This window comes from Burkholderia territorii, from assembly GCF_001718335.1.
Lineage (GTDB): Bacteria > Pseudomonadota > Gammaproteobacteria > Burkholderiales > Burkholderiaceae > Burkholderia > Burkholderia territorii.
Window position 1 is genome coordinate 1030545 of the sequence record NZ_CP013365.1, and the last position, 20823, is coordinate 1051367.

The window sequence follows — 20823 nt, forward strand, 5'->3', positions numbered from 1 at the left end:
TCTCCGGTTCCGGTCGTGTGGCGGGCGTTCAGTCGAGCAGGTCGGGCTCGTCGGCGACGACGCTGGCGAACAGGCTGTCGAATGCGTGCAACGCACCGTCCGGGCCGCCGATCTGGCCGTGCGTGTGTCGGGCGGTCGCGTGATCGATCGGTTGCGGCGTACCGGCCGCTTCGGCCAGCAACTGCGTGTGCGCAGCGTTGTCGAGCGCGATGTACCACCACGCGGCGGCTTCGACCGTCGGGCCGGCCGTCAGGATGCCGTGGTTCTTCAGGATCACGCCCTTGTGCGTGGTGCCGTCGGGTTTCGCGAGCGCGCCCGCGATCCGCGCGCCTTCGCTCGTGTCGACGACCATGCCGGTGAAGTCGTCGAACAGCGCGTGATCCTCGTAGAACACGCACGCGTCCTGCGTCAGCGGGTCGAGCGGGCGGCCGAGCGTCGACCACGCCTTGCCGTAGGTCGAATGCGTATGCGCGGCCGCGACGATGTGCGTATGCGCGTCGTGAATCGCTGCGTGGATCGCGAACGCGGCCTTGTTCAGCGGCCGGTTGCCGATCGCGGTTTCGCCGCGCGCGTTGACGAGCAGCAGGTCCGACACCCTGATCCGCGAGAAATGCACGCCGAGCGGATTCACCCAGAAGTGGTCCGGCAGTTCCGGGTCGCGCGCGGTGATGTGGCCGGCCAGACCCGACGCGAAGCCGAAGCGGGCGAACAGGCGGAACGCGGCCGCGAGCCGCTCCTGCCGGTGGCGGCGCTCGGCGGCGACGTCGACGCGCGGCGCGGGCGGATCGAACCAGAAGTGCTGGCGCGGCGTGTCGGCGAGGACGAGGCCCGACGCGGTGCGCGCGGGCGACGACGAAGACAGGACAGCGGACATGGTCGGCGTCTCCCTTTGCGTCAGGCCGCGCGGCGCGCGGCGTCGCGTGCCGCGACGGCGCTGCGCACGCGCGGGATCAGTTCGCGTCCGTAGTCGATCGCGTCTTCGAGCGGATCGAAGCCGCGAATCAGGAAGGTCGTCACGCCGAGGTCGTAGTAATCGAGCAGCGCGTCGGCGACCTGTTCGGGCGTGCCGACCAGCGCGGTCGAATTCGAGCGCGCGCCGGTGAGCTTCGCGATCTCGGTCCACAGCCGCTTGTCGACGCGCGAGCCGCGTTCGGCCGCGGCGAGCAGGCGCCGCGCGCCTTCACTCTGCTGCGGGCCGCCGGTGCCGAGGCCGGCCGCTTCGCGCAGCCGGCGGGTTTCGTCGAGGATGCGGTGCGCGCGCGCCCATGCTTCGTCCTCGGTCGCCGCGAGGATCGGCCGGAACGACACGGAGAAGCGCACCTGCCGGCCGTGCTTCGCGGCTTCGGCGCGCACGCGGGTCGTCAGGTCGCGCACCTGGTCGAGCGATTCGCCCCACAGCGCGTAGACGTCCGCGTGCTTGCCGGCGACTTGCAGCGCCGCTTCCGACGCGCCGCCGAAGTAGATCGGCACGTGCGGCTGCTGGAGCGGCTTCACTTCGGAAAAGCCCTGCGTGAAGCGGTAGTGCGCGCCGTCGTGATCGAACGGCTGCGTTTCGGTCCAGATGCGGCGCAGGATGCCGAGATATTCGTCGGTGCGCGCGTAGCGTGCATCGTGGTCGAGGAAGTCGCCGTCGCGCTGCTGCTCGCTGTCCGAGCCGCCCGAGATGAAGTGCACGGCGAGCCGGCCGCGGCTGAACTGGTCGAGCGTCGCGATCTGCCGTGCGGCGAGCGTCGGCGCGGTGAAGCCCGGCCGATGCGCGAGCATGAAGTGGATGCGCTCGGTCGCGGCGGCGGCGAACGCGATCGTCAGCGTCGCGGACGGGCCGGTCGAATGGTGCGGCACGAGGATCCGGTCGAAGCCGGCCGTTTCATGTGCGCGGGCGAAGTCACGCACGTAGTCCGGATCGACGACGGGGCCGGTGGGCGGATGGATTTCCGACTGCTTCTGGCTCTGGATCATGCCGATGAATTCGACGCTCATCTGGGTCTCCGATGCAAGGACGGCCCCGCACGGCCAGCAATGGCCAGGGGCAGGAATGGAGCGCAGATTACCGCCAGGATCATGCGGAATGGAAATAATCAATCCCGAATTGAATATCAGATTTGCATGGTTTGGGCGGGCGGGCGTTGCGCATACGCTATGGGCTCGCGATGGAATGGAAGGGGCGTCGGGCAGGTGTCGGGCGGCGCTTGCGCGCGCGGCACCTGCCCGATCGGCTTGCGTCGAACGCCGATGGAGGCGCACGGGGTCGCGTGCAAACGGCCGCGCACTCGCACGCGAGCGCGCAACCGATCGCCGTCGGCTTCATGCGCTGCCGCGCCATTCGCCAATCGATCTCCGCTATTACCGCGGTTACGTTACCCAGCTACCCAGTCACCGAGGGAACCCGTACCGATGTCCGCCAGCCTTGCCGCTTCCTCGCCGCGACCGCCGCAGTCGCTGCGCCACCTGCCTGCCGACGATGCGCGCGTCGCCGCGCTGCTCGAGCGTCTCGCGCCCGAGCTCGCGGCCGACGCCGCCCGCAACGATGTCGACGGCCGCTTTCCGCACGAGAACTTCGCGCGGCTGCATCGCGCGGGGCTGATCGCGCAGGTCGTACCGCGCGAGCACGGCGGCGCGGGCGCGACGCTCGCCCAGGCGAGCCGGATCGTCGCCGCCGTTGCGCGCGCCGATCCCGCGACCGCGCTGGTGCTGACGATGACGTATCTGCAGCATCGCGCGCTCGGCCGCGCGGACAACCGCTGGCCCGCGCGCGTGCGGCGTGCGGTGTTCGACAGTGCGGTCGCCGAGGGCGCGCTGATCAATGCGTTGCGCGTCGAACCGGCGCTCGGCTCGCCGTCGCGCGGCGGTCTGCCCGAAACGATCGCGCGTCGCGACGGCGACGGCTGGCGGCTGTCCGGCCACAAGCTGTACAGCACCGGCATTCCGGCGCTGCGCTGGCTCGCCGTGTGGGCGCGCACCGACGAACCCGAACCGCGTGTCGGTGTATTCCTCGTGCCGCGCGAGCGCGGTGCGGATGACGACGCGGGCATCCGCGTGATCGAAAGCTGGAATCACCTGGGCCTGCGCGCATCGGGCAGCCACGAGGTCGTGTTCGACGACGTGCGGCTGCCCGCCGATCATGCGGTAGACGTGCGCGCCCCGGATGCGTGGGCCGTATCGGCCGCGAGCCATGCGGATGTCGACGCGCAAGCCGACCAGCAGGCGTGGATGGTCGCGTTGCTCGGCAGTCTCTACGATGCGGTGGCGCGCGCGTCGCGCGACTGGCTGCTCGAGTTCGCGACGACGCGCGTGCCGAGCGGGCTCGGTGCATCGCTCGCGACGCTGCCGCGCATCCAGGAGGCCGTCGGCGAGATCGAAGGGTGGTTGCATACGAATCGAGTGCTGCTCGACGAGCACATCGCGCGCACCGATGCGGGTCACGCGCCGACGGTGACGACGAGCGGCCTCGTCAAGCGGACCGTGACGGAACAGGCGATCCGCACGGTCGAACACGCATTGAAGCTGTCGGGCAATCACGGGCTGAGCCGCCACAACCCGCTCGAACGTCACTATCGCGACGTGCTGTGCAGTCGCGTACATACGCCGCAGGACGACGCGATCGCGGTTGCCGCCGGGCGTGCGGCGCTCGACGCGGCGGCACGCAGCGCGACGACCAATGCGCAGGGCGATGGAATCTCCCGCAACTCACCGGCATCCGGCCGAAACGAAGACGATGCGTGAGCGCGGCCGTGTGGCAGTCGATGCAAGCGGGACGACGCCGTGCGGGCGTCGTCGCCGCGCGCGGTCAAGCGGCTTCGTCGTGTTCCGTCGCATCGTCGGGCAGCGAGAACGCCGCGCGCGCATGCGCGGCCACGGCGGCGAGCGGCGCCGCGAAGCGCGCGGCGTCCTGCCGGCGCAGCAGCCACAGATCGATCCGAGGCTTGAAATCGGCGAGCGGCACGATGTCCACCGCGTCGCGCAGCGGGCTGCCTTCGACGAGCGGCAGCGGCATCAGCCCGATGCCGAACCCGTTCGCGACGCTCTGCAATTGCAGGTCGCGGCCATAGGTATCGAGCGCGACCGGCATCGGCAGCCGTTGCGCGTCGAGCGCGCGGCGCAGGCCCGCGCGAAAGCCGCAGCCGTCGGGATTGAGCACCCAGCCGCGCGCGTGACAGTCGGCGAGCCGGTAGCTGCGGCGCGGCCAGTCGCCCTTGCGGCCGACCGCGACGAGCCGCGTGGCCAGCAGCCGCTCGCCGTCGACCTGCGGCGGCAAGCGCATCTCGCTCGCCAGAAACACCAGCGCCGCGTCGAGTTCGCGGCGCGCGATGCGCTCGACGAGCATGCCGCCCCAGGCCGTCGTGACCTGCGTGGCGAGCGCCGGCCATTGCGCACCGATCCGCGCGATCAGCCCGGGAAGCATCAGTTCGCCGAGCCCTTGCGTGAGGCCGACGCGGAATTCGCCCGCGGGCGGCCGCTGGCCGGCCGTGAGTTCGCGCAGCACGTCGACCTCGCGCAGGATCGCGCGGCATTGCTCGAACACCCGCAGGCCGATGTCGGTCGGCCGCGGCGGCTTCGTGTTGCGGTCGAGCAGCGTCACGCCGAGCGCTTCCTCGAGATTCTGCACGCGCCGCGTGATCGCCGGCTGCGTCATCCCGAGCTCGGCCGCGGCCTGGCTCAGCGTCTGGCAGCGGACGACCGCCGCAAAAGCGTCGATATCGCTAATTTTCATGTTTGTTCTGCATGGTATTTCGGGTGCATCATGACGATTCATCATATTCGGCATCATATTCGAGGAGACAGCCGGTGAGTACGCTTTCGTTGCATCAGACACCGCTGCGTCCGTTCGTCGACAGGCTGGGCGCGCTGCTCGCATCCGGCGCGGACGAGGCGCGCATCCTGGACGAGGGCGGCGCGCTGCTGGCCGAGCTGGTCGCGCACGACGACTGGCTGCCCGACGCGTTCGCGCAGCCCGATCCGGCGCGCTACCGCCAGTACCTGCTGTATCTCGATCCCGACGAGCGGTTCTCCGTCGTCAGCTTCGTGTGGGGGCCCGGCCAGACGACGCCGATCCACAACCACACGGTGTGGGGGCTGATCGGGATGCTGCGCGGCGGCGAGTTCTCGCAGCCGTACCGGTTCGACGCGGCGGGCCGGCCGGTGCCGTCGGGCGATGCGGTGCGGCTTCAGCCGGGTGACGTCGAGGCCGTGTCGCCGCGCATCGGCGACGTCCATCGCGTGACCAACGCGTTCGCCGATCGGGTATCGATCAGCATCCATGTGTACGGCGCGAACATCGGCACGGTCGAGCGAGCGGTGTTCCTCGACGACGGCACCGTGAAGCCGTTCGTGTCCGGCTATTCGAACGCGTGACGCTGCAAGTCGCGGGCGGCCCGTTCCGGGCGTGCGCCCGCAGGCGCGAGATTCATCCGTTTTTCGTTCGTTTTCTTCACCGACTGCAACAGAATCCACTACCGACATCGTGACGCAATCCGTTGATTCCACTTCCCGTTTCCCCGTCGCGTCGTATCAGGACGTACGCGCACGCCTGCTGGCCCGCGACGAGCTCGCGCTGATCGACGTGCGCGAGGAAGATCCCTACGCGCAGGGCCATCCGCTATGGGCCGCCAATTTCCCGTTGTCGAAGCTCGAACTCGACGCGTGGACGCGCATTCCGCGCCGCGACACGCCGATCGTCGTGTACGGCGAAGCGGGCGGCGAGGATCTCGCGCCGCGCGCGGCCGCGAAATTCGCGCAGCTCGGCTACACCGACGTGCGGCTGCTCGACGGCGGTCTCGCGGGCTGGCTCGCCGCGGGCGGCGAGCTGTTCATCGACGTGAACGTGCCGAGCAAGTCGTTCGGCGAATGGGTCGAGGCCGAGCGTCATACGCCGTCGCTGTCCGCGCAGGAAGTGCAGGCGCTGATCGACGAGAAGGCCGACGTCGTGATCGTCGACGCGCGCCGCTTCGACGAGTACCAGACCATGAACATACCGACGTCGACCAGCGTGCCGGGCGCGGAACTCGTGCTGCGCGTGCGCGCGCTCGCACCGAACCCGGCAACCCGGGTCGTCGTGAACTGCGCGGGCCGCACGCGCAGCATCATCGGCACGCAGTCGCTCGTGAATGCGGGGCTGCCGAACCCGGTCGCGGCCCTGCGCAACGGCACGATCGGCTGGACGCTCGCCGGCCAGGCGCTCGAACACGGCGCCGCGCGACGCTTCCCGGACGACATCGAACCCGCGCAGCGCGAGGAAGCCCGCCGCGCCGCGCGCGCGGTGGCCGAGCGCGCCGGTGTGCCGCGCATCGCGCTCGCGGACGTCGCGGCGCTCGACGAGCCGGGCCGCACGCTGTACCGCTTCGACGTGCGCACGCCGGAAGAATACGAGGCCGGCCATCTGCCGGGCTTCCTGGGCACGCCCGGTGGCCAGCTCGTGCAGGAGACCGACCATCACGCGCCCGTGCGCGGCGCGCGCATCGTGCTCGCCGACGACGACGGCGTGCGCGCGGACATGACCGCGTCGTGGCTCGCGCAGATGGGCTGGGACGTGCGCGTGATCGAGCCGGCCGGCACGGCGGCCTTCACCGAGCGCGGTCAACCGCCCCGCGACGTGCCGGCGCCGCCGCAGGTGGACGAGGTGTCGCCCGCGACGCTCGCGGGCTGGCTGAAGGAGGCGGCCGAGGGCGAGATCGCGATCGTCGACGTGACGACCAGCGCGAACTACGTGAAGCGGCATATTCCCGGCGCCTGGTTCGTCGTGCGCGCGCAGTTGCGCGACGCGCTCGCCGCGATCGCGCCCGCGACGCGCTATGTGTTCACGTGCGGATCGAGCCTGCTCGCGCGCTTCGCGGCGGATGACGCGCGCGCGCTGCTGCCGGCCGGCGCGGCGATCTCGGTGCTGACCGGCGGCACGGCCGCGTGGATCGACGCGGGGCTGCCGCTCGAGCACGGCGACACGCATCTGGCGTCGCCGCGCATCGACCGCTACCGGCGCCCGTATGAAGGCACCGACAACGCGGCCGCTGCGATGCAGGCGTATCTCGATTGGGAATACGGATTGGTCGACCAGTTGAAGCGCGACGGCACGCACCACTTCCGCGTGATCTGACCGCGACGCGGCAACCGGTGTGCGGCACGACATGCATCGCGCCCGGTTGCCGCGCGTTCAGCGGCGCATCGCACGCATCGCGCCCGGCCCGCTCAGCGCTTGAACGTATCGACGGCTGCGCGGCCGACGGCCGGATCGTCGGTGAAGAAGCCGTCGATGCCCGCGCGCAGGTATGCGTGGATCTCGCGCACCGAGCCCGCGGTGTTGCGCGTGGCCGGCGTGCCGCCGTCCTTCAGCGATGCGGGCAGGAAGTTGTTCTCCGGACGGAACGTGTACGGATGCACGACGAGGCCGGCCTCGTGCGCGTAGCGCACGTACGGCGTCGGCTGCTGCAGCGTGCCGTCCGCCGCCACGGCGATGATCGACGTCTTGTACGGGCCGACACCGTTCGCATAGGTCGCGATCTCGCGCATTCCGTCGCGCGTCGACAGGTCGCCGTAGGTGCGCTTGTCGTTCGCCTTCACGAAGTCGTACGGGCGCTGGCCGGCTTCGTCCATCAACTGCACGAGCTTCCAGTTCGGCTGGCTCGACTTGATCCGGTTGCGGATCGCCTTCAGGTTCGCGACCTCGAACGACTGGATGTAGACGGTCGCCGTGCGCGCCGTGTACGGATCCTTCAGCAGAGCATCGACGAGCCGGTCCTCGAGCGGCAGGCCGATCGACTGGAAGTAGGTCGGGTGCTTCGTTTCCGGATACAGGTGGATCGTGCGGCCGGTCTGCGCGGACATCTGTTTCGCGAGCGCGACGATCTCGTCGAAGGTCGGGATCTCGAACTGATCGTCGTATGCGGTGTTCGCCGGGCGCACTTGCGGAATGCGCTCGCGCGCACGCAGCGTTTTCAACTCGGCGAGCGTGAAGTCCTCGGTGAACCAGCCGGTCAGCTGCGCGCCGTCGATCGTCTTGGTCGCCTTGCGGCTCGCGAATTGCGGCAGCGTCGACACGTTCGTCGTGCCGGAGATTTCATTCTCGTGGCGCGCGACGAGCACGCCGTCGCGGGTCGAGACGAGGTCGGGCTCGATCACGTCCGCGCCGTCCTCGATCGCCTTGCGGTACGACGCGAGCGTGTGCTCGGGGCGCAGCGCGCTCGCGCCGCGATGGCCGACCACCTGGACCTTCGCGGAAATCGGCTGCGTCGGATCGGATGCCGACACGTCGTCGCCGCCACAGGCGGCGAGCAGGAGGGCGGCGGCACAGGCGAACGGGATGCAGCGCAGGGCGGTCGGGCGCGTGAAGAGCATGTCGGAAACCTTCGAAACGGAAGTCGGTGAAAGGGCGGTCGTTCCGGCGATGCGGCCTGCGTCGGCGAGCCGCGCGGAATCGAACGGGACGCGATCGTCGCATCGGATAATTACATATGTATTACTCTCGCCTTTCTTTTTTGTTGCCGCGCAAGGCGCACGGGACGGCCGGAAAGCGAGAACGTGTGCGGGGCGCGATCCGGCCGTCGCCGGGAGCCGGCGCGCCGGATGCACTAAACTTGCGGGACTTTTGCATCGCCGCGTCGGGCCGCCGCCCGTCCGCGCGCGACGATGCGGCGACTCGCGGGCCGGCGCGGGCGCCCGGCGCCCGTGTGCGTCCGGGCCCCGCGCCGGCCGATTTTTACCGACCCATGACGACTCATACCGATCCCGCCTACCTGCTCGGCGACTTGCTGAAGAACGTTTCCCGCTCCTTCTACCTGACGTTGCGCGTGCTGCCCGACGGCATGCGCGCGCCGGTCGGCCTGGCCTATCTGCTCGCGCGCGCGGCCGACACGATCGCCGATACGGCGCTCGTCGCGCCCGATCGCCGCGCGGCGCTGCTGACCGACCTGCGCGACGACGTCGAGCGGCTCGGCGACGGCGCGGCCCTGTCGCGTGCGCTGGAGGATGTGACGCGGATGCAGACGGATTCGCACGAGCACGTGCTGCTCGGCTCGATGCAGCCGATGCTCGCGCTGCTGCGCACGCAGCCGGAGGCCGATCGCGCGTCGATCCGCAAGGTCGTCGCGACGCTGACGTCGGGGATGGAATTCGATCTGCGCACGTTCCCCGACGAGCAGTCGGGCGAGGTCGCATCGCTGCCGGCCCGCGACGTGCTCGATCGCTACACGTATCTGGTCGCCGGCTGCGTCGGCGAATTCTGGACCGACATGACCGGCGCGCACACGCGCGCCGCGCGCGGCTGGGACCTGGCCGACATGCGCGAGAAGGGCATTCGTTTCGGCAAGGCGCTGCAGATGACCAACATCCTGCGCGACTGCGCGAAGGACTTGCGGATCGGCCGCTGCTACCTGCCCGACGACGTGCTGGCCGCACACGGCGTGGGCGTTGCCGATCTGATGTCGCCCGACGCATCGATGCGTGCGCGCGGCGTGCTGGTCGACCTGCTGCGCGTGACGCTCGATCAGTATCGCGACGCATGCCGGTACACGCTGGCGATTCCGCGCCGCTTCGTGCGCCTGCGGTTGGCGTGCCTGTGGCCGATCATGATCGGCCTCGAAACGCTCGAACTGCTGGCCGGCCATGATGCGTGGCTCGATCCGGCGAGGCCGGCGAAGGTGCCGCGCAAGCGGATCTATCGGATCATCGCGTCGTCGCTCGCGCTCGTCGGCTCGAACGCGGCGATTCGTGCGCGCATGAACGCGCTCGTCGACGCGGTGAACGCGCGGATCGAGCCGCAGCCGTCCGCGCGCTGAATCGCGCTGAACGATGCCGGCGCGCCATGCGCGGGCATCGCTCGTCGGCCCGCGTTCGCCGGGCCGCTCCCGTCTTCCCGTCTGATTCTCGCCACACGCACTGAAACGTTTTCATGATTTCGTTTCCCGAAACGTGGGTGTCATGAACGTCAGCGATCCTGCGCGGCGACGTGAAGCGCGGTACGTGTCGCGCTCGCGTATTTGTAAGAAGGTTGTCGCCGAAGGCGTCTGACGACATTGAACGGTCGCGATGCACCAGTAAAAATGTAAAGCTAGGGTTTTCACCGGGAAATGCCGGAGAGGCCCGCCGTGCAAGCGTTTTCAGGTGTTATGTAACCGTTTGGTGAACCCCCGCGTTGCGTCGATCATACGATGACCGACTGCACATGTTGGGAAACGATTGGTAATCCGTCAGAATCGCTCCGGCATGTACTCGCACATGTGTCAGTCATAAAACCACACCAGAAAAGAAATCATTCTTTGAGGACGGAGAATCAATGAAAAAGCGCGTCGCTTTCGCCATGACGGCAGCGGGTCTCGCAGCCGCTACCGCCGCCCACGCCCAGAGCAGCGTAACCCTGTACGGGATCGTCGATAACGCTATCGCCTGGCAGAACAACTCGTCGGCAACCGGCGCGACCTCGGGCGGTCACTCGAAGGTGCAGATGGCCACCGGCATCTGGGCAGGCAGCCGCTTCGGCCTGAAGGGCAGCGAAGACCTCGGCGGCGGCACGAAGGCGATTTTCCAGTTGGAAGCCGGCTTCAACGCGAACAACGGCTCGTCGCAATGGGCGAACGGCATCTTTACGCGTCAGGCGTGGGTCGGTCTGACCAACTCGACGTACGGTACGCTGACGGCAGGCCGCCAGTACACTGCGTACTACACGCTGCTGTCGCCGTACAGCCCGACGACCTGGCTGACCGGTTACTACGGCGCGCACCCGGGTGATATCGATTCGCTCGACACCAGCTACCGCGCGAACAATTCGCTCGTCTACATGTCGCCGAAGTTCTACGGCTTCACGGTCGGCGGTTCGTACTCGCTCGGCGGCGTCGCAGGCAGCTTCAACCGCGGCTCGACGTGGAGCGCGGCGATCCAGTACCTGAACGGCCCGGCAGGTATCGCGGTCGGCTATCAGCGCATCAACAACGCGACGCTTGGCGGCGGCGTGTGGGGCGCGAACTCGACCGCGCAAAACGGTCTGGATTCGAACGGCAACGGTGCGGAGCAGGCCGTGTCGTCGATCAACGGCGGCTACAAGACGGCACAGTCGCAGCAACGCGTCGCCGTGACGGCCGGTTACCAGTTCACGCCGGCGTGGGACATCTCGGTGTCGTACTCGAATGTCCAGTACATCCCGGGCACGCTGTCGGCATTCCACAATACGGCAATCTTCAACACGGCGGGCGCCGTGCTGCACTGGAAGGCAGCGCCGCAGTGGGACTTCGCCGCAGGCTACTCGTACACGCGTGCGACCGAATCGAACGGCATCTCGAGCTCGGCCAAGTACCATCAGGTCACGCTGTCGCAGTACTACAGCCTGTCGAAGCGCACGGGCCTGTACGCGGTTGAAGCGTACCAGCACGCCACCGGCAACACGATCAGCGGCCTGACCGGCGGCATCGTGAATGCAACGACGTCGATCGGCGACGGCGTGGGCGCAGGTTCGAAGCAGAACCAGATCGCCGCAGGCGTCGGCCTGATCCACCGCTTCTGATGTCGCGCGGCGCGCGAGCGCCGCTCACGGCATGCGGTATGAAAAAACCGGCCTTCGGGCCGGTTTTTTTTCGTGGATGCGCGCCGCGCACATGGCACGCGCGCCGTCGTCGGCCGAGCAGCGTTCGACGATGTATGCCCCGGCAGCGCCGGCAGCCCCGGCCGTCACCGGGCCGAATCATTCGACCAGTTCCCCGCCAGCGACTGAAAAAGCGCTGCCGTATCGGCAAGGCGGTCGGCCTGCGCGCGCGTGCGATCGAGCGCGGCCTGCAGTGCCTGCCGTTGCGCGTCGAGCAGCGCGAACGTGCTGATCCCGCCTGCCGCGTAACGTTCGCCGGCAATCGCGTTTTCTGCCGCGGCTTCCCGCGCGGCCGTGTCTCGTGCGTCCAGTTCCGCCGCGTCGTGTTCGACCGCGCGCATCGCATCGGCGACCTGCTGGAGCGCCAGCAGCACGGTTTCCCGATAACTTGCGAACGCTGCGTCGTATGCGGCTTCGGCCGCGCGCTTCTTCGCGCGCAGTTCGCCGCCGTGAAAGATCGGCTGCGTCAGGCCGAGACCGATATTCCAGACATTGAGCCCGCGCACGATATCCGCGATGCGCGTGCGTTCCGAACCGATCCCCGCTGAAATCGAAAAACGCGGATACAGGTTCGCGCTCGCCACGCCGACGTTCGCGCTCGCCTGGTGCAGCACGGCCTCCGCCGCGCGGATGTCGGGCCGTTCGCGCGCGAGCGTGGACGGCAGCGCGACCGGCAGCGTGTGCGGCAGCGCGAGAGAATCGAGCGCGAGATCGGGCAGCGCGGCGTCGGAAGGCGGCGCGCCCAGCAGGATCGCGAGCTGGTGGCCGGCCTGCGCATGGCGAGTGGCAAGCGGCGGCAGCGACGCCTGCGTCTGCGCGAGCAGCGTGCGCTGCGCATGCACGTCGGCCTGCGATACGCCGCCGGCCGCGAAACGCGCTTCGACGATGTGCAACTGCTGCGCCTGCGCGTCGACGAGCTGACGCGTGAGCGCAATCTGCTGCGCGAGTGACGCGCGCAGGATCGCGGTCGCGACGACGTTGCCCGCAAGCGTCAGGCGGGCGGCGTCGAGCGTGTACGCCTGATAGTCGACCTGGGCGCGCAGCGCTTCCAGCGCGCGCCGGTTGCCGCCGAACACGTCGAGCACGTACGACACGCTCACCGACGCGTCGTACAGCGTGAACGGCCCCGGATTCGGCACGTTGGCGGGCAGCCCGAACGCGGCGATGTCGACTTTCTCGCGCGTGGCGGACAGGTTCGCGTCGACACGCGGCAGCATCGTCGCACCGGCTTGCGCCGCATGGTTCTGCCGCGCTTCGTCGAGCCGTGCGCGGGCCTCGGCGAGCGTCGGGCTGTTTTGCCACGCGGTATCGACGAGCCGGTTCAGCGGCGCCGAATCGAAGCGGGTCCACCAGCGTTGCAGCGTGTGCGCGGCCGGGGTAAACGTCTGCGCGTTGCGGGCCGGGCCGTCGGCCGCGGCCGTCGCCAATGGCGCTTCGTCGCGGGTGTAACGCTGCGTCGACGGCGCGTCGGGCGTGCGGAAATCCGGCCCGGCCGCGCATCCGGCGACGAGCAGCGCAACGCCTGCCAATGCGCTGCGGCGCACGGTGCGGAAGACTCGACGCGAAGCCGGTTTCATCGCGCGGCCCCTAATCCAGCGTGCGCCGGTAGAAGCGCAGTGCGATGCCCATCACGACGAGCGTGAAGACCGCGACCGGCCACACGGACGGCCACAGGTCGGCCCAGTCGTTGCCTTTGAGCAGGATGCCGCGCACGAGTCGGTTGAAGTAGGTGAGCGGCAGCAGGTTGCCGACGAACTGCGCCCACTTCGGCATCCCGGCGAACGGGAACATGAAGCCCGACAGCAGGATGTTCGGCAGGAAGTAGAACACCGCGAGCTGCATCGCCTGCAACTGGTTCTGCGCGAGCGACGACAGCGTGATGCCGACCGTGAGGTTCGCGGCGATGAACAACAGCGCCGACAGATAGATCGCGAACACGCCGCCGACGAACGGCACGTCGAACACGTAACGCGCGGCGGCGAGGATGATCGACACCTGGATCAGCCCGATGAACACGTACGGGACGATCTTGCCGGTCATCACCTCCAGCGGCCGCACGGGCGTCGCCAGCAGGTTCTCCATCGTGCCGCGCTCGCGTTCGCGCGTGATTGCGAGGCCCGTCATCATCACCATCGTCATCGTCAGGATCACGCCCATCAGGCCCGGCACGACGTTGTACTGCGTGATGCCTTCGGGGTTGTACAGGCGGTGCAGCACGACGTCGAACGCGGCCGGGCGGCCGTTCAGGTGCGCGAGCGGTCCGGTCAGGTCCTTGTCGGCGACGGGTTGCACGAGCCCGGGCAGCGCGCCGATCGCCGACGCGGTCGCGACCGGATCGGTCGCATCCGCCTCGACCAGCAGCGACGGGCGCTCGCCGCGCAGCAGCCGCTTCGAGAAATCGGCCGGCACGCTCAGCACGAACTGCACGTCGCCCCGCGCGAGCGCGTGCCGTCCGGCCGTTTCGTCGGGCAGCGTCGCGACGATGTCGAAGTACGCGGAATTGCGCATCGCGGCGACGAAGCTGCGCGCGAACGGGCTCGAGTCGGCGACGATCACGGCGGTCGGCAGATGCTTCGGGTCGGTGTTGATCGCGAAGCCGAACAGCGCGAGCTGGATGATCGGCACGCCGACGATCATTGCGAACGTCACGCGGTCGCGGCGCAGTTGCAGGAACTCCTTCAGCACGATGCTCCACCAGCGCGCGACCGAGAACGATTCGCGCAGGCGCGCCCACGCATTCATGTCGCCGCTCCGCCGGGCGGCGCGGACGCGCGGCCCATCATGTAGATGAACACGTCCTCGAGCCCGGTGTCGATCGGCGCGACCTGCAGCGGTGCGTGGCCGTTTGCCTGCGCGTTCGCCTCCGACGCGACCTGCGCGAGCGTCGCATCGAGCAGCGCGCGATCGCGGCCGCTCACGTGCAGCGTCGAACCGAACACGACCGTCTGGTCGACGCCCGGCATCGTGCGCAGCCGCGCGGACAATTCGGCCAGGTGCCCGCCGGTGACCGAGCGCGTCGACAACTGCTGCGACGCGACGATTTCACCGGACGTGCCCTGCGCGAGCAACTCGCCGGACGCGATGTACGCGAGCTTGTGGCAGCGTTCGGCTTCGTCCATGTAGTGCGTGCTGACGAGTACCGAGATGCCTTGCGCGGCCAGCCGGTGCAGTTCTTCCCAGAAATCGCGGCGCGCAGCCGGATCGACGCCGGCGGTCGGTTCGTCGAGCAGCAGCAGGTCCGGCTCGTGCAGCATGCACGCGGCGAGTGCGAGACGCTGCTTCCAGCCGCCGGACAGCGCGCCCGTGAGCTGGTCCGCGCGGCTCGCGAGGCCGAGCCCGTCGAGCGCGCGCGACACGGCCGCCCGGCGGTCGGGCATCCCGTACACGCGCGCGACGAAATCGAGGTTCTCGCGGATCGACAGGTCTTCCCAGTACGAGAAACGCTGCGTCATGTAGCCAACCCGCCGCTTGATCTGCGCGCTGTCGCGCACGATGTCGTAGCCGAGGCAGGTGCCGCTGCCCGAATCGGGCGTCAGCAGCCCGCACATCATGCGGATCGACGTCGTCTTGCCGCTGCCGTTCGGCCCGAGGAAACCGAAGATCTCGCCGCGCGCGACGCGCAGCGATACGTCCTTCACGACGTGCTTGTCGCCGAAGCGCTTGTTCAGGCGGTCGACGTCGATCGCATAAGGAGCGGGTGGCGCGTTCATCGCATCCTCACGGCGACCGGCTGGCCCGGGTGCAGCTTCGGCGCGTCGGCGACGGCGGGGCGCGCTTCGACCATGAACACGAGCTTGGTGCGGCTCTCGTTGCTGTAGATCACGGGCGGCGTGTATTCGGCCTCGCGCGAAACGTAGGTGACGCGCGCGGGCACGTCGGCCGGGCAGCCGTCGCAGCGGATCGCGACGGTGTGTCCCGTGGCGATCGAGGCAACGTCGGACTCCGGCACGAAGAACCGCACCTTCAGGTTCTGCGGCGGCAGCATCTGCACGACCGGATTGCCGGCCTGCACCCATTCGCCGACGCGGTACAGCGTGTCGTACGCGCGCCCGGCGGCGGGTGCGGCAACCCGCTTCTGGTCGAGCTTCCATTGCGCTTCGGCGACGGCCGCCTGCGCAGCATCGACTTGCGCGGCCTGCGCGGCTACCTGCTGCGTGCGTCCGGGCAGGCGCGCGACGTCGACCTGGTTCTGCAACTCGCGCACCTGCGCGGCGGTGGTCTGCGCGGCCGTGCGCGAATCGTCGAGCTGCTGCTTCGACAGGCCGCCTGCCGCGTACTGGCGTTCGTCGCGCGCGCGTTGCGCGGCGGCCCGTGCGGCCTGGGCGGTGGCCTGCGCGAGCTGCGCGCGCGTGACCGCGACTTCCGGCGGACGCTTGCCGGTCTGCAGGTCGGCAAGTTGTGCGCGTGCGGCCGCGAGCTGATGCTCGGCCTGCCGCAATGCAGCGGTTTCGTTGACGGCTTCGAGCGAGAACACCGGCATGCCGGCCGCGACGGTCTGGCCGCGTTCGACCGACAACTGCGTCAGCGTGCCCGCTTGCGACGACGACAGGTACACGAATTCGCCTTCGACATAGCCCTGGTAGGTTTCGACGTCGTTCGCCGGCTTTCCGCAACCGGCGAGCAGCGCGACGGCGGCGGCGAGGGCGAAGAGCAGCGCGCGGCGCACGTTCACGACGGCCTCCGGCGCGAATGTGCATCGCCATCGGGCGTGGCGGCGGGCGGCTGCAGGCCGGAGCCGAGCAGCGCGCGCACATGGCGATGCAGCACGTCGCGATCGATCGGCGGCAGGCCGCGCGCGCTCTGCCACAGCTTCGCGGTGGCGAGCGGCAGCATCACGAGCGCGATGATCGAATGGAAGAGGAATGCGGGCTCGAGCGCGGGGTTCAGCGTGCCGGCCTGCTGTGCGGCGCGGATGCGCTCGGCAAAGCGCCCGACGTGCTCGAGCGGAATGCGGCGGATCATCCGCTCGCGCAGCAGGCCGCCTTCATGGATGATCTCGCGCAGCCAGATCGACGGCAGCCACGGCATGCGATGCGTGACGTCGAAGAAGCGGTCGACGAGTTCGGTGACGAGCGCGAACGGATCGTTTTCGATCTGCGGGGCAGTCGGCCGCCACACAAACGCGATGACCTGCGCGAGCCGCTCCTCGACGATCGCATCGAGCAACTGCTCGCGATTCGTGAAGTGGTAATGCACCATCGCCGACGTGACGCCGGCGGCTTCGGCAATCTGCGCGACGGTCGTCGCCGCGATGCCGCGCTCGGCGAACAGCTGCATCGCGACATCCAGCATGTGGTCGCGCAAATCGAAGTCGTCCACCGACGGGCGGCGCCCGCGCGGTTTGGCGACGGTGGATTTCGCGTTCATGCAGACGACGTTAATTGACGCGTTAGTTAATTTCAAGAAAGTGTTTTCGCCCGCGTTGATCGAGATCAGCCGTGTGTCGAACGGCGGTGCGGGCGAGCGGGGCGGCGGCGCGGCGCAAGGGGTGTGTGCCGGCGTTGGAGTGTAGGAAGCAGTTAATGGGGAAACGGCGGGGAACGGCGCACGCACGGTGGAGCGGCGGCGCGCGAGGATGGCGAGGAAGCCGTGCGTCACAGGCTGGCGCGCGCGACACGGGAGCGTGCCGGTACGGCACGCTCGCCGGAAACGTCGTTACTGATCGATCGGCGACTTCAACGGCTGGCGCTCGCCCGTCAAGCCGAACACGACGAGTTGCGCGGGCTCGGTCGCGCTCGCGTTGCGCGACACCTGGTGGCGCGAACCGGGCGGCTCGTACCAGCCTTCGCCGGCGCGATAGCGGCGCACCGGGCCGTCGTTTACCTGCGACAGCACCTCGCCCTTGGCTACGACGGCGAACACCGAGCCGAGGTGCCGGTGTGCTTCGGATGCCTGACCCGGCGCGTAGTCGACGGTCGCGACGACGGCGAGCTTGCCGGGCGCCTCGGGCACGGGCTGTCGCATGATCGCATGCACATTGTCGCCGGCATCGTGCGCGCCGGCCGCGGCCGGCAGCGCGACGACGAGCGCGAGCGACATGGAGCGCATCGCGCGGCGGAGCATGAGGCGGGAGCGCATGATCGTCGCCTCCTTACTCGGGCATCTTGCGGAACGCGATCGCGAGGCGGTTCCACGTGTTGATCGTCCCGATCAGGATCGACAGCTCGAACAGCTCCGTATCGCTGAAATGCGGCTTCACAGCTTCCCACACGGCATCCGGCACGTGGTTGTCGGCGATCAGCGTCAGTGCTTCCGTCCACTCCAGCGCTGCGCGTTCGCGCTCGGTGAAGAACGGCGTTTCGCGCCAGGCGACGACCGTGGCCAGGCGGCGGTCGGTCTCGCCGCCTTTGCGCGCATCGGTGGTGTGCATGTCGACGCAGAACGCACAGCCGTTGATCTGCGATGCGCGCAATCGGACGAGTTCGGCGAGCGGCTTCTCGATCGAGCTTTTCGCGATGAATTCCTCGGCATTGCGCATCACCTTGATGGCGTTCGGGCTGGCGGCATAGAAGTTCAGGCGCGGTTGCATGGCGGATCCCTCTTCGGTTGAATGCGCACGGTGGCGCGACAGGACCCACTTTAAGCGCGGGACTGGCCTGCTTGAATGGCCAATTTCAGGAAAAATCAGGTAACCAGTACCGTACCGTCCGCACTTGCCGAATCGAGCAGCGCGGCCAGTTTCGCGAGCGCCGCGTCGATGCGCAGTGCGTCGATTCCGCCATAGCCGAACAGCAGCCCCGCGCGCGCCGCCGAGCCGACGTGGAACGCGGAGATTCCGTACAGGCCGATGTCGTGCTTGCGGGCGGCTCGGATCAGCGCCGCTTCATCGAGCCCCGGTTTCAGATGCGCGGCGAGATGGATGCCGGCGGTCGGCACGATCGGGTCGAACCAGCGCGCGAGGCTGCCGCGCAAATGCGCGAGCAGCATCTTGCGGCGCGCGTCGTAGTGCTTCTGCACGCGCCGCAGGTGCCGCGCGAAGTCGCCTTCGTGCATGAAGCGCGCGAGCGCCGCCTGCGTGAGCGTGCAGGTATGCCAGTCGACGATCTGCTTCGCCTTGGCGAGCGCGCCGCGCAGCGCGCGCGGCGGAATCGCGTAGCCGATCCGCAGTTCGGGAAAGATCGTCTTCGAGAACGTGCCGACGTACGCGACGAGGCCCGTTCGATCAAGGCTCTTCAGCGATTCCACCGGCCGGCCCTCGAAGCGGAATTCGCCGTCGTAGTCGTCCTCGATGATCACCGCGCGGCGACGCTGCGCCCATTCGAGCAGCGCGACGCGCCGGTCCAGCGTCATCGGCATCCCGAGCGGGAACTGGTGCGACGGTGTCACGTAGACGAGGCGTGCGTCGTCGGGCAGCCGCTCGACGACGAGGCCGTGCGCATCGACCGGCACGCCGATCACCGTCGCGCCGAGCGACGCGAACGCCGCGCGCGCGGGCGGATAGCCGGGATTCTCGACTGCGACGACGTCGCCCGGCCGCACGACCACGCGCGCGATCAGATCGAGCGCCTGTTGCGCGCCTTGCGTGACGAGCACATCGTCCCAGCCGCACGCGACCGCGCGGCTGAACGCGACGTAGCGCGCGATCGCGCCGCGCAACTGCGGATCGCCGGCCGGATCGTGGTACTGGCCGGGCCCGCGCGCCTGCTGGCGCAGCGCGTGATGCAGGCAGCGGCGCCACGCGTCGAACGGGAACAGCGTCTTGTCGGTCACGCCGCCGCGGAAGTCGAACGCGGGCGTGGGCTGCGGCGCGGGCATCGCAAGGGTGTCGGGCACGTCGTCCCACGGTGCGCGCACGTCGACGGCGTGGACGGGCGGCGTGTCCTCGACGAGCGACGGCGCCGATGCCGCCGCATGCGGAACCCGCGCGAGACCGTCGGCGACGAACGTGCCGTCGCCCGCGCGTGTATTCAGGAAGCCCTCGGCGACGAGACGCTCGAACGCGTCGAGCGTCGTCTTGCGCGACACGCCGAGCTGCTTCGCGAGATCGCGCGTCGACGGCAGCCGGGCGCCGCCTTCGAGCCGCCCGTCGACGATCGCGGAGCGCAGCTGCCGGAAGATTTGCCCGGTCAGATCGTGGCGGCCTTCGATGCGGATCGCGATGTCCATCGCAGTGGTTACCTCGAATGTGGCGAATTGATGCCGATGAGCATACCGGAAGTGCGTGGCCGGCGCGGCATCCGCCGAGCACGCGGCACGATGCCATTCGATTGGACCGCCGCCCGCCGGTGCCTTACGATCCATCCCAATCCCCGACCGGAGTGACCCATGCTGTCCGAAGACGAACTCGCGCTGCTCGATGCGATCCGCGCCACCGGCAGCCTGTCGCGGGCGGCCGCGCGGCTCGGCAAGGCGCCGTCGACCGTATCGCACGCCGCACGGCAGCTCGAAACGCGTTTCGACGCGCTGCTGTTCGACCGGCGCGGCTACCGGCTGCAGCTCACGCCGGCCGGCCAGTTGCTGACCGACGAGGCGTCGCGCCTCGCGCTGGACGTCGCGCGGCTCACGCAGCGCGTGCGGCAGGTCGCGAGCGGCTGGGAGGACCGGCTGTGGATCGTCAGCGACGAGGTGCTGGAGTTCGACACGCTGCTGCCGGTCGTGCGCGCGTTCGATGCGCTCGATTCGGGCGTGTCGCTGCGCTTCACGCACGAAGTGCTCGGCGGCACCTGGGAAGCGCTGCGCGACGGCCGCGCGGATCTGGTCGTCGGCGCGACGAACGAGCCGCCGGCGATTCCCGGTTTCAAATGGTTCGAACTCGGCGCGATGGAATGGGTGTTCGCCGTATCGCCGCGCCATCCATTGGCGTCGTCGAGCGAGCGGTTGACCCGCGACGCGATTTGCGCGCATCGCGCGGTCGTCGTCGCCGATTCGTCGCGGCGGGCCGTCGGCCGCGCATACGGGCTGCTCGGCGGGCAGGCGGTGCTCGCGGTGCCGTCGATGCGCGCGAAGATCCTTGCGCAGCGCGACGGGCTGGGCGTCGGCTGGGTGCCGCGCCGGCGCGTGGCGTCGCTGCTTGCGCGCGGCGAGCTCGTCGAGAAGGAAACCGCCGATCCGCGCGAGCCGAACGTGCTGTACGTCGCGTGGCGCGGCGAGCGCGACGGTCGCGCGCTGCAATGGTGGCTGGAGCAACTGCGCGAACCTCGGCTCGCGCAGCGCCTGCTCGACGGGATCGACGTGTCGGGCTGAGTGCGTCGGCTGCGCAGCCGACGGACCGGCGCCGCAAACACGTTCGAAGATTTCGAACATGTCCGCCGCGGTGCTCGTAC

Annotated in this window: 18 protein-coding genes; 6 read left to right on the forward strand and 12 right to left on the reverse strand. The window is 69.1% G+C overall.

All coding sequences use genetic code 11. The features are described 5' to 3' along the window. Positions 1-28: 28 nt before the first annotated feature. Together WS51_RS04635 and WS51_RS04640 are read right to left on the reverse strand one after the other, a co-directional pair. A complete protein-coding gene (locus tag WS51_RS04635) occupies positions 29-874 on the reverse strand; it encodes a class II aldolase/adducin family protein (RefSeq protein WP_069228673.1) in 846 nt (281 codons plus the stop codon). 20 nt (positions 875-894) lie between these two features. Beyond that, the gene (locus WS51_RS04640; protein WP_059450189.1) at positions 895-1980 is read right to left on the reverse strand and encodes an LLM class flavin-dependent oxidoreductase; all 1086 of its coding nucleotides are present in this window, start codon (positions 1978-1980) and stop codon (positions 895-897) included. Between the two features lie 414 nt (positions 1981-2394). On the opposite strand from WS51_RS04640, the gene WS51_RS04645 reads away from it, so the two are divergent. Beyond that, positions 2395-3723: an acyl-CoA dehydrogenase family protein gene (locus WS51_RS04645; protein ID WP_069228674.1), complete on the forward strand. Its 1329-nt coding sequence runs from the start codon at positions 2395-2397 to the stop codon at positions 3721-3723. A gap of 64 nt (positions 3724-3787) precedes the next feature. Here WS51_RS04645 and WS51_RS04650 read toward each other — a convergent pair whose 3' ends face one another. Beyond that, on the reverse strand, positions 3788-4711 hold the full coding sequence (locus WS51_RS04650) for a LysR family transcriptional regulator (protein ID WP_059541058.1): 924 nt from the start codon (positions 4709-4711) through the stop codon (positions 3788-3790). A 74-nt stretch (positions 4712-4785) separates the two neighbouring features. Here WS51_RS04650 and WS51_RS04655 point away from each other — a divergent pair, with 74 nt between their 5' ends. Together WS51_RS04655 and WS51_RS04660 are read left to right on the forward strand one after the other, a co-directional pair. Beyond that, entirely contained in the window at positions 4786-5352 is a 567-nt protein-coding gene (locus tag WS51_RS04655; RefSeq protein WP_069228675.1) for a cysteine dioxygenase family protein, read from the forward strand. A gap of 109 nt (positions 5353-5461) precedes the next feature. Further along, on the forward strand, positions 5462-7087 hold the full coding sequence (locus WS51_RS04660) for a rhodanese-related sulfurtransferase (protein WP_059773557.1): 1626 nt from the start codon (positions 5462-5464) through the stop codon (positions 7085-7087). Between the two features lie 92 nt (positions 7088-7179). On the opposite strand, the gene WS51_RS04665 is transcribed toward WS51_RS04660, so the two are convergent. Beyond that, positions 7180-8325: a glycerophosphodiester phosphodiesterase gene (locus WS51_RS04665; RefSeq protein ID WP_059507338.1), complete on the reverse strand. Its 1146-nt coding sequence runs from the start codon at positions 8323-8325 to the stop codon at positions 7180-7182. A gap of 371 nt (positions 8326-8696) precedes the next feature. Here WS51_RS04665 and WS51_RS04670 point away from each other — a divergent pair, with 371 nt between their 5' ends. Then, positions 8697-9764, forward strand: coding sequence for a phytoene/squalene synthase family protein (locus WS51_RS04670; RefSeq protein WP_069228676.1), 1068 nt, complete (start codon positions 8697-8699; stop codon positions 9762-9764). Positions 9765-10261: 497 nt separating this feature from the next. After that, on the forward strand, positions 10262-11482 hold the full coding sequence (locus tag WS51_RS04675) for a porin (RefSeq protein WP_059793625.1): 1221 nt from the start codon (positions 10262-10264) through the stop codon (positions 11480-11482). Between the two features lie 164 nt (positions 11483-11646). On the opposite strand, the gene WS51_RS04680 is transcribed toward WS51_RS04675, so the two are convergent. The 8 genes from WS51_RS04680 to pdxR form a co-directional block, all read right to left on the reverse strand. Further along, positions 11647-13137 carry an efflux transporter outer membrane subunit gene (locus WS51_RS04680; RefSeq protein ID WP_069228677.1) on the reverse strand — a complete coding sequence of 497 codons (1491 nt, stop codon included), beginning with the start codon at positions 13135-13137 and terminating at the stop codon, positions 11647-11649. A 10-nt stretch (positions 13138-13147) separates the two neighbouring features. Then, a complete protein-coding gene (locus WS51_RS04685; RefSeq protein ID WP_059541069.1) occupies positions 13148-14302 on the reverse strand; it encodes an ABC transporter permease in 1155 nt (384 codons plus the stop codon). Continuing rightward, positions 14299-15270, reverse strand: coding sequence for an ABC transporter ATP-binding protein (locus WS51_RS04690; protein WP_059793619.1), 972 nt, complete (start codon positions 15268-15270; stop codon positions 14299-14301). The genes WS51_RS04685 and WS51_RS04690 overlap by 4 nt, the downstream gene beginning before the upstream one ends. Next, the gene (locus WS51_RS04695) at positions 15267-16232 is read right to left on the reverse strand and encodes an HlyD family secretion protein (RefSeq protein WP_069228678.1); all 966 of its coding nucleotides are present in this window, start codon (positions 16230-16232) and stop codon (positions 15267-15269) included. Before WS51_RS04695 ends, WS51_RS04690 begins: the two co-directional genes overlap by 4 nt. After that, positions 16229-16927: a TetR/AcrR family transcriptional regulator gene (locus tag WS51_RS04700; protein ID WP_059944316.1), complete on the reverse strand. Its 699-nt coding sequence runs from the start codon at positions 16925-16927 to the stop codon at positions 16229-16231. Before WS51_RS04700 ends, WS51_RS04695 begins: the two co-directional genes overlap by 4 nt. A 288-nt stretch (positions 16928-17215) precedes the next feature. Beyond that, complete coding sequence (locus tag WS51_RS04705) at positions 17216-17638, reverse strand: cupin domain-containing protein (RefSeq protein WP_155629253.1); 423 nt, start codon at positions 17636-17638, stop codon at positions 17216-17218. 13 nt (positions 17639-17651) lie between these two features. Further along, complete coding sequence (locus WS51_RS04710; protein ID WP_059507346.1) at positions 17652-18089, reverse strand: carboxymuconolactone decarboxylase family protein; 438 nt, start codon at positions 18087-18089, stop codon at positions 17652-17654. Between the two features lie 95 nt (positions 18090-18184). After that, on the reverse strand, positions 18185-19666 hold the full coding sequence (pdxR, locus tag WS51_RS04715) for a MocR-like pyridoxine biosynthesis transcription factor PdxR (RefSeq protein WP_069228679.1): 1482 nt from the start codon (positions 19664-19666) through the stop codon (positions 18185-18187). 159 nt (positions 19667-19825) lie between these two features. Here pdxR and WS51_RS04720 point away from each other — a divergent pair, with 159 nt between their 5' ends. Next, complete coding sequence (locus WS51_RS04720; RefSeq protein WP_059450204.1) at positions 19826-20743, forward strand: LysR family transcriptional regulator; 918 nt, start codon at positions 19826-19828, stop codon at positions 20741-20743. Positions 20744-20823: the final 80 nt, after the last annotated feature.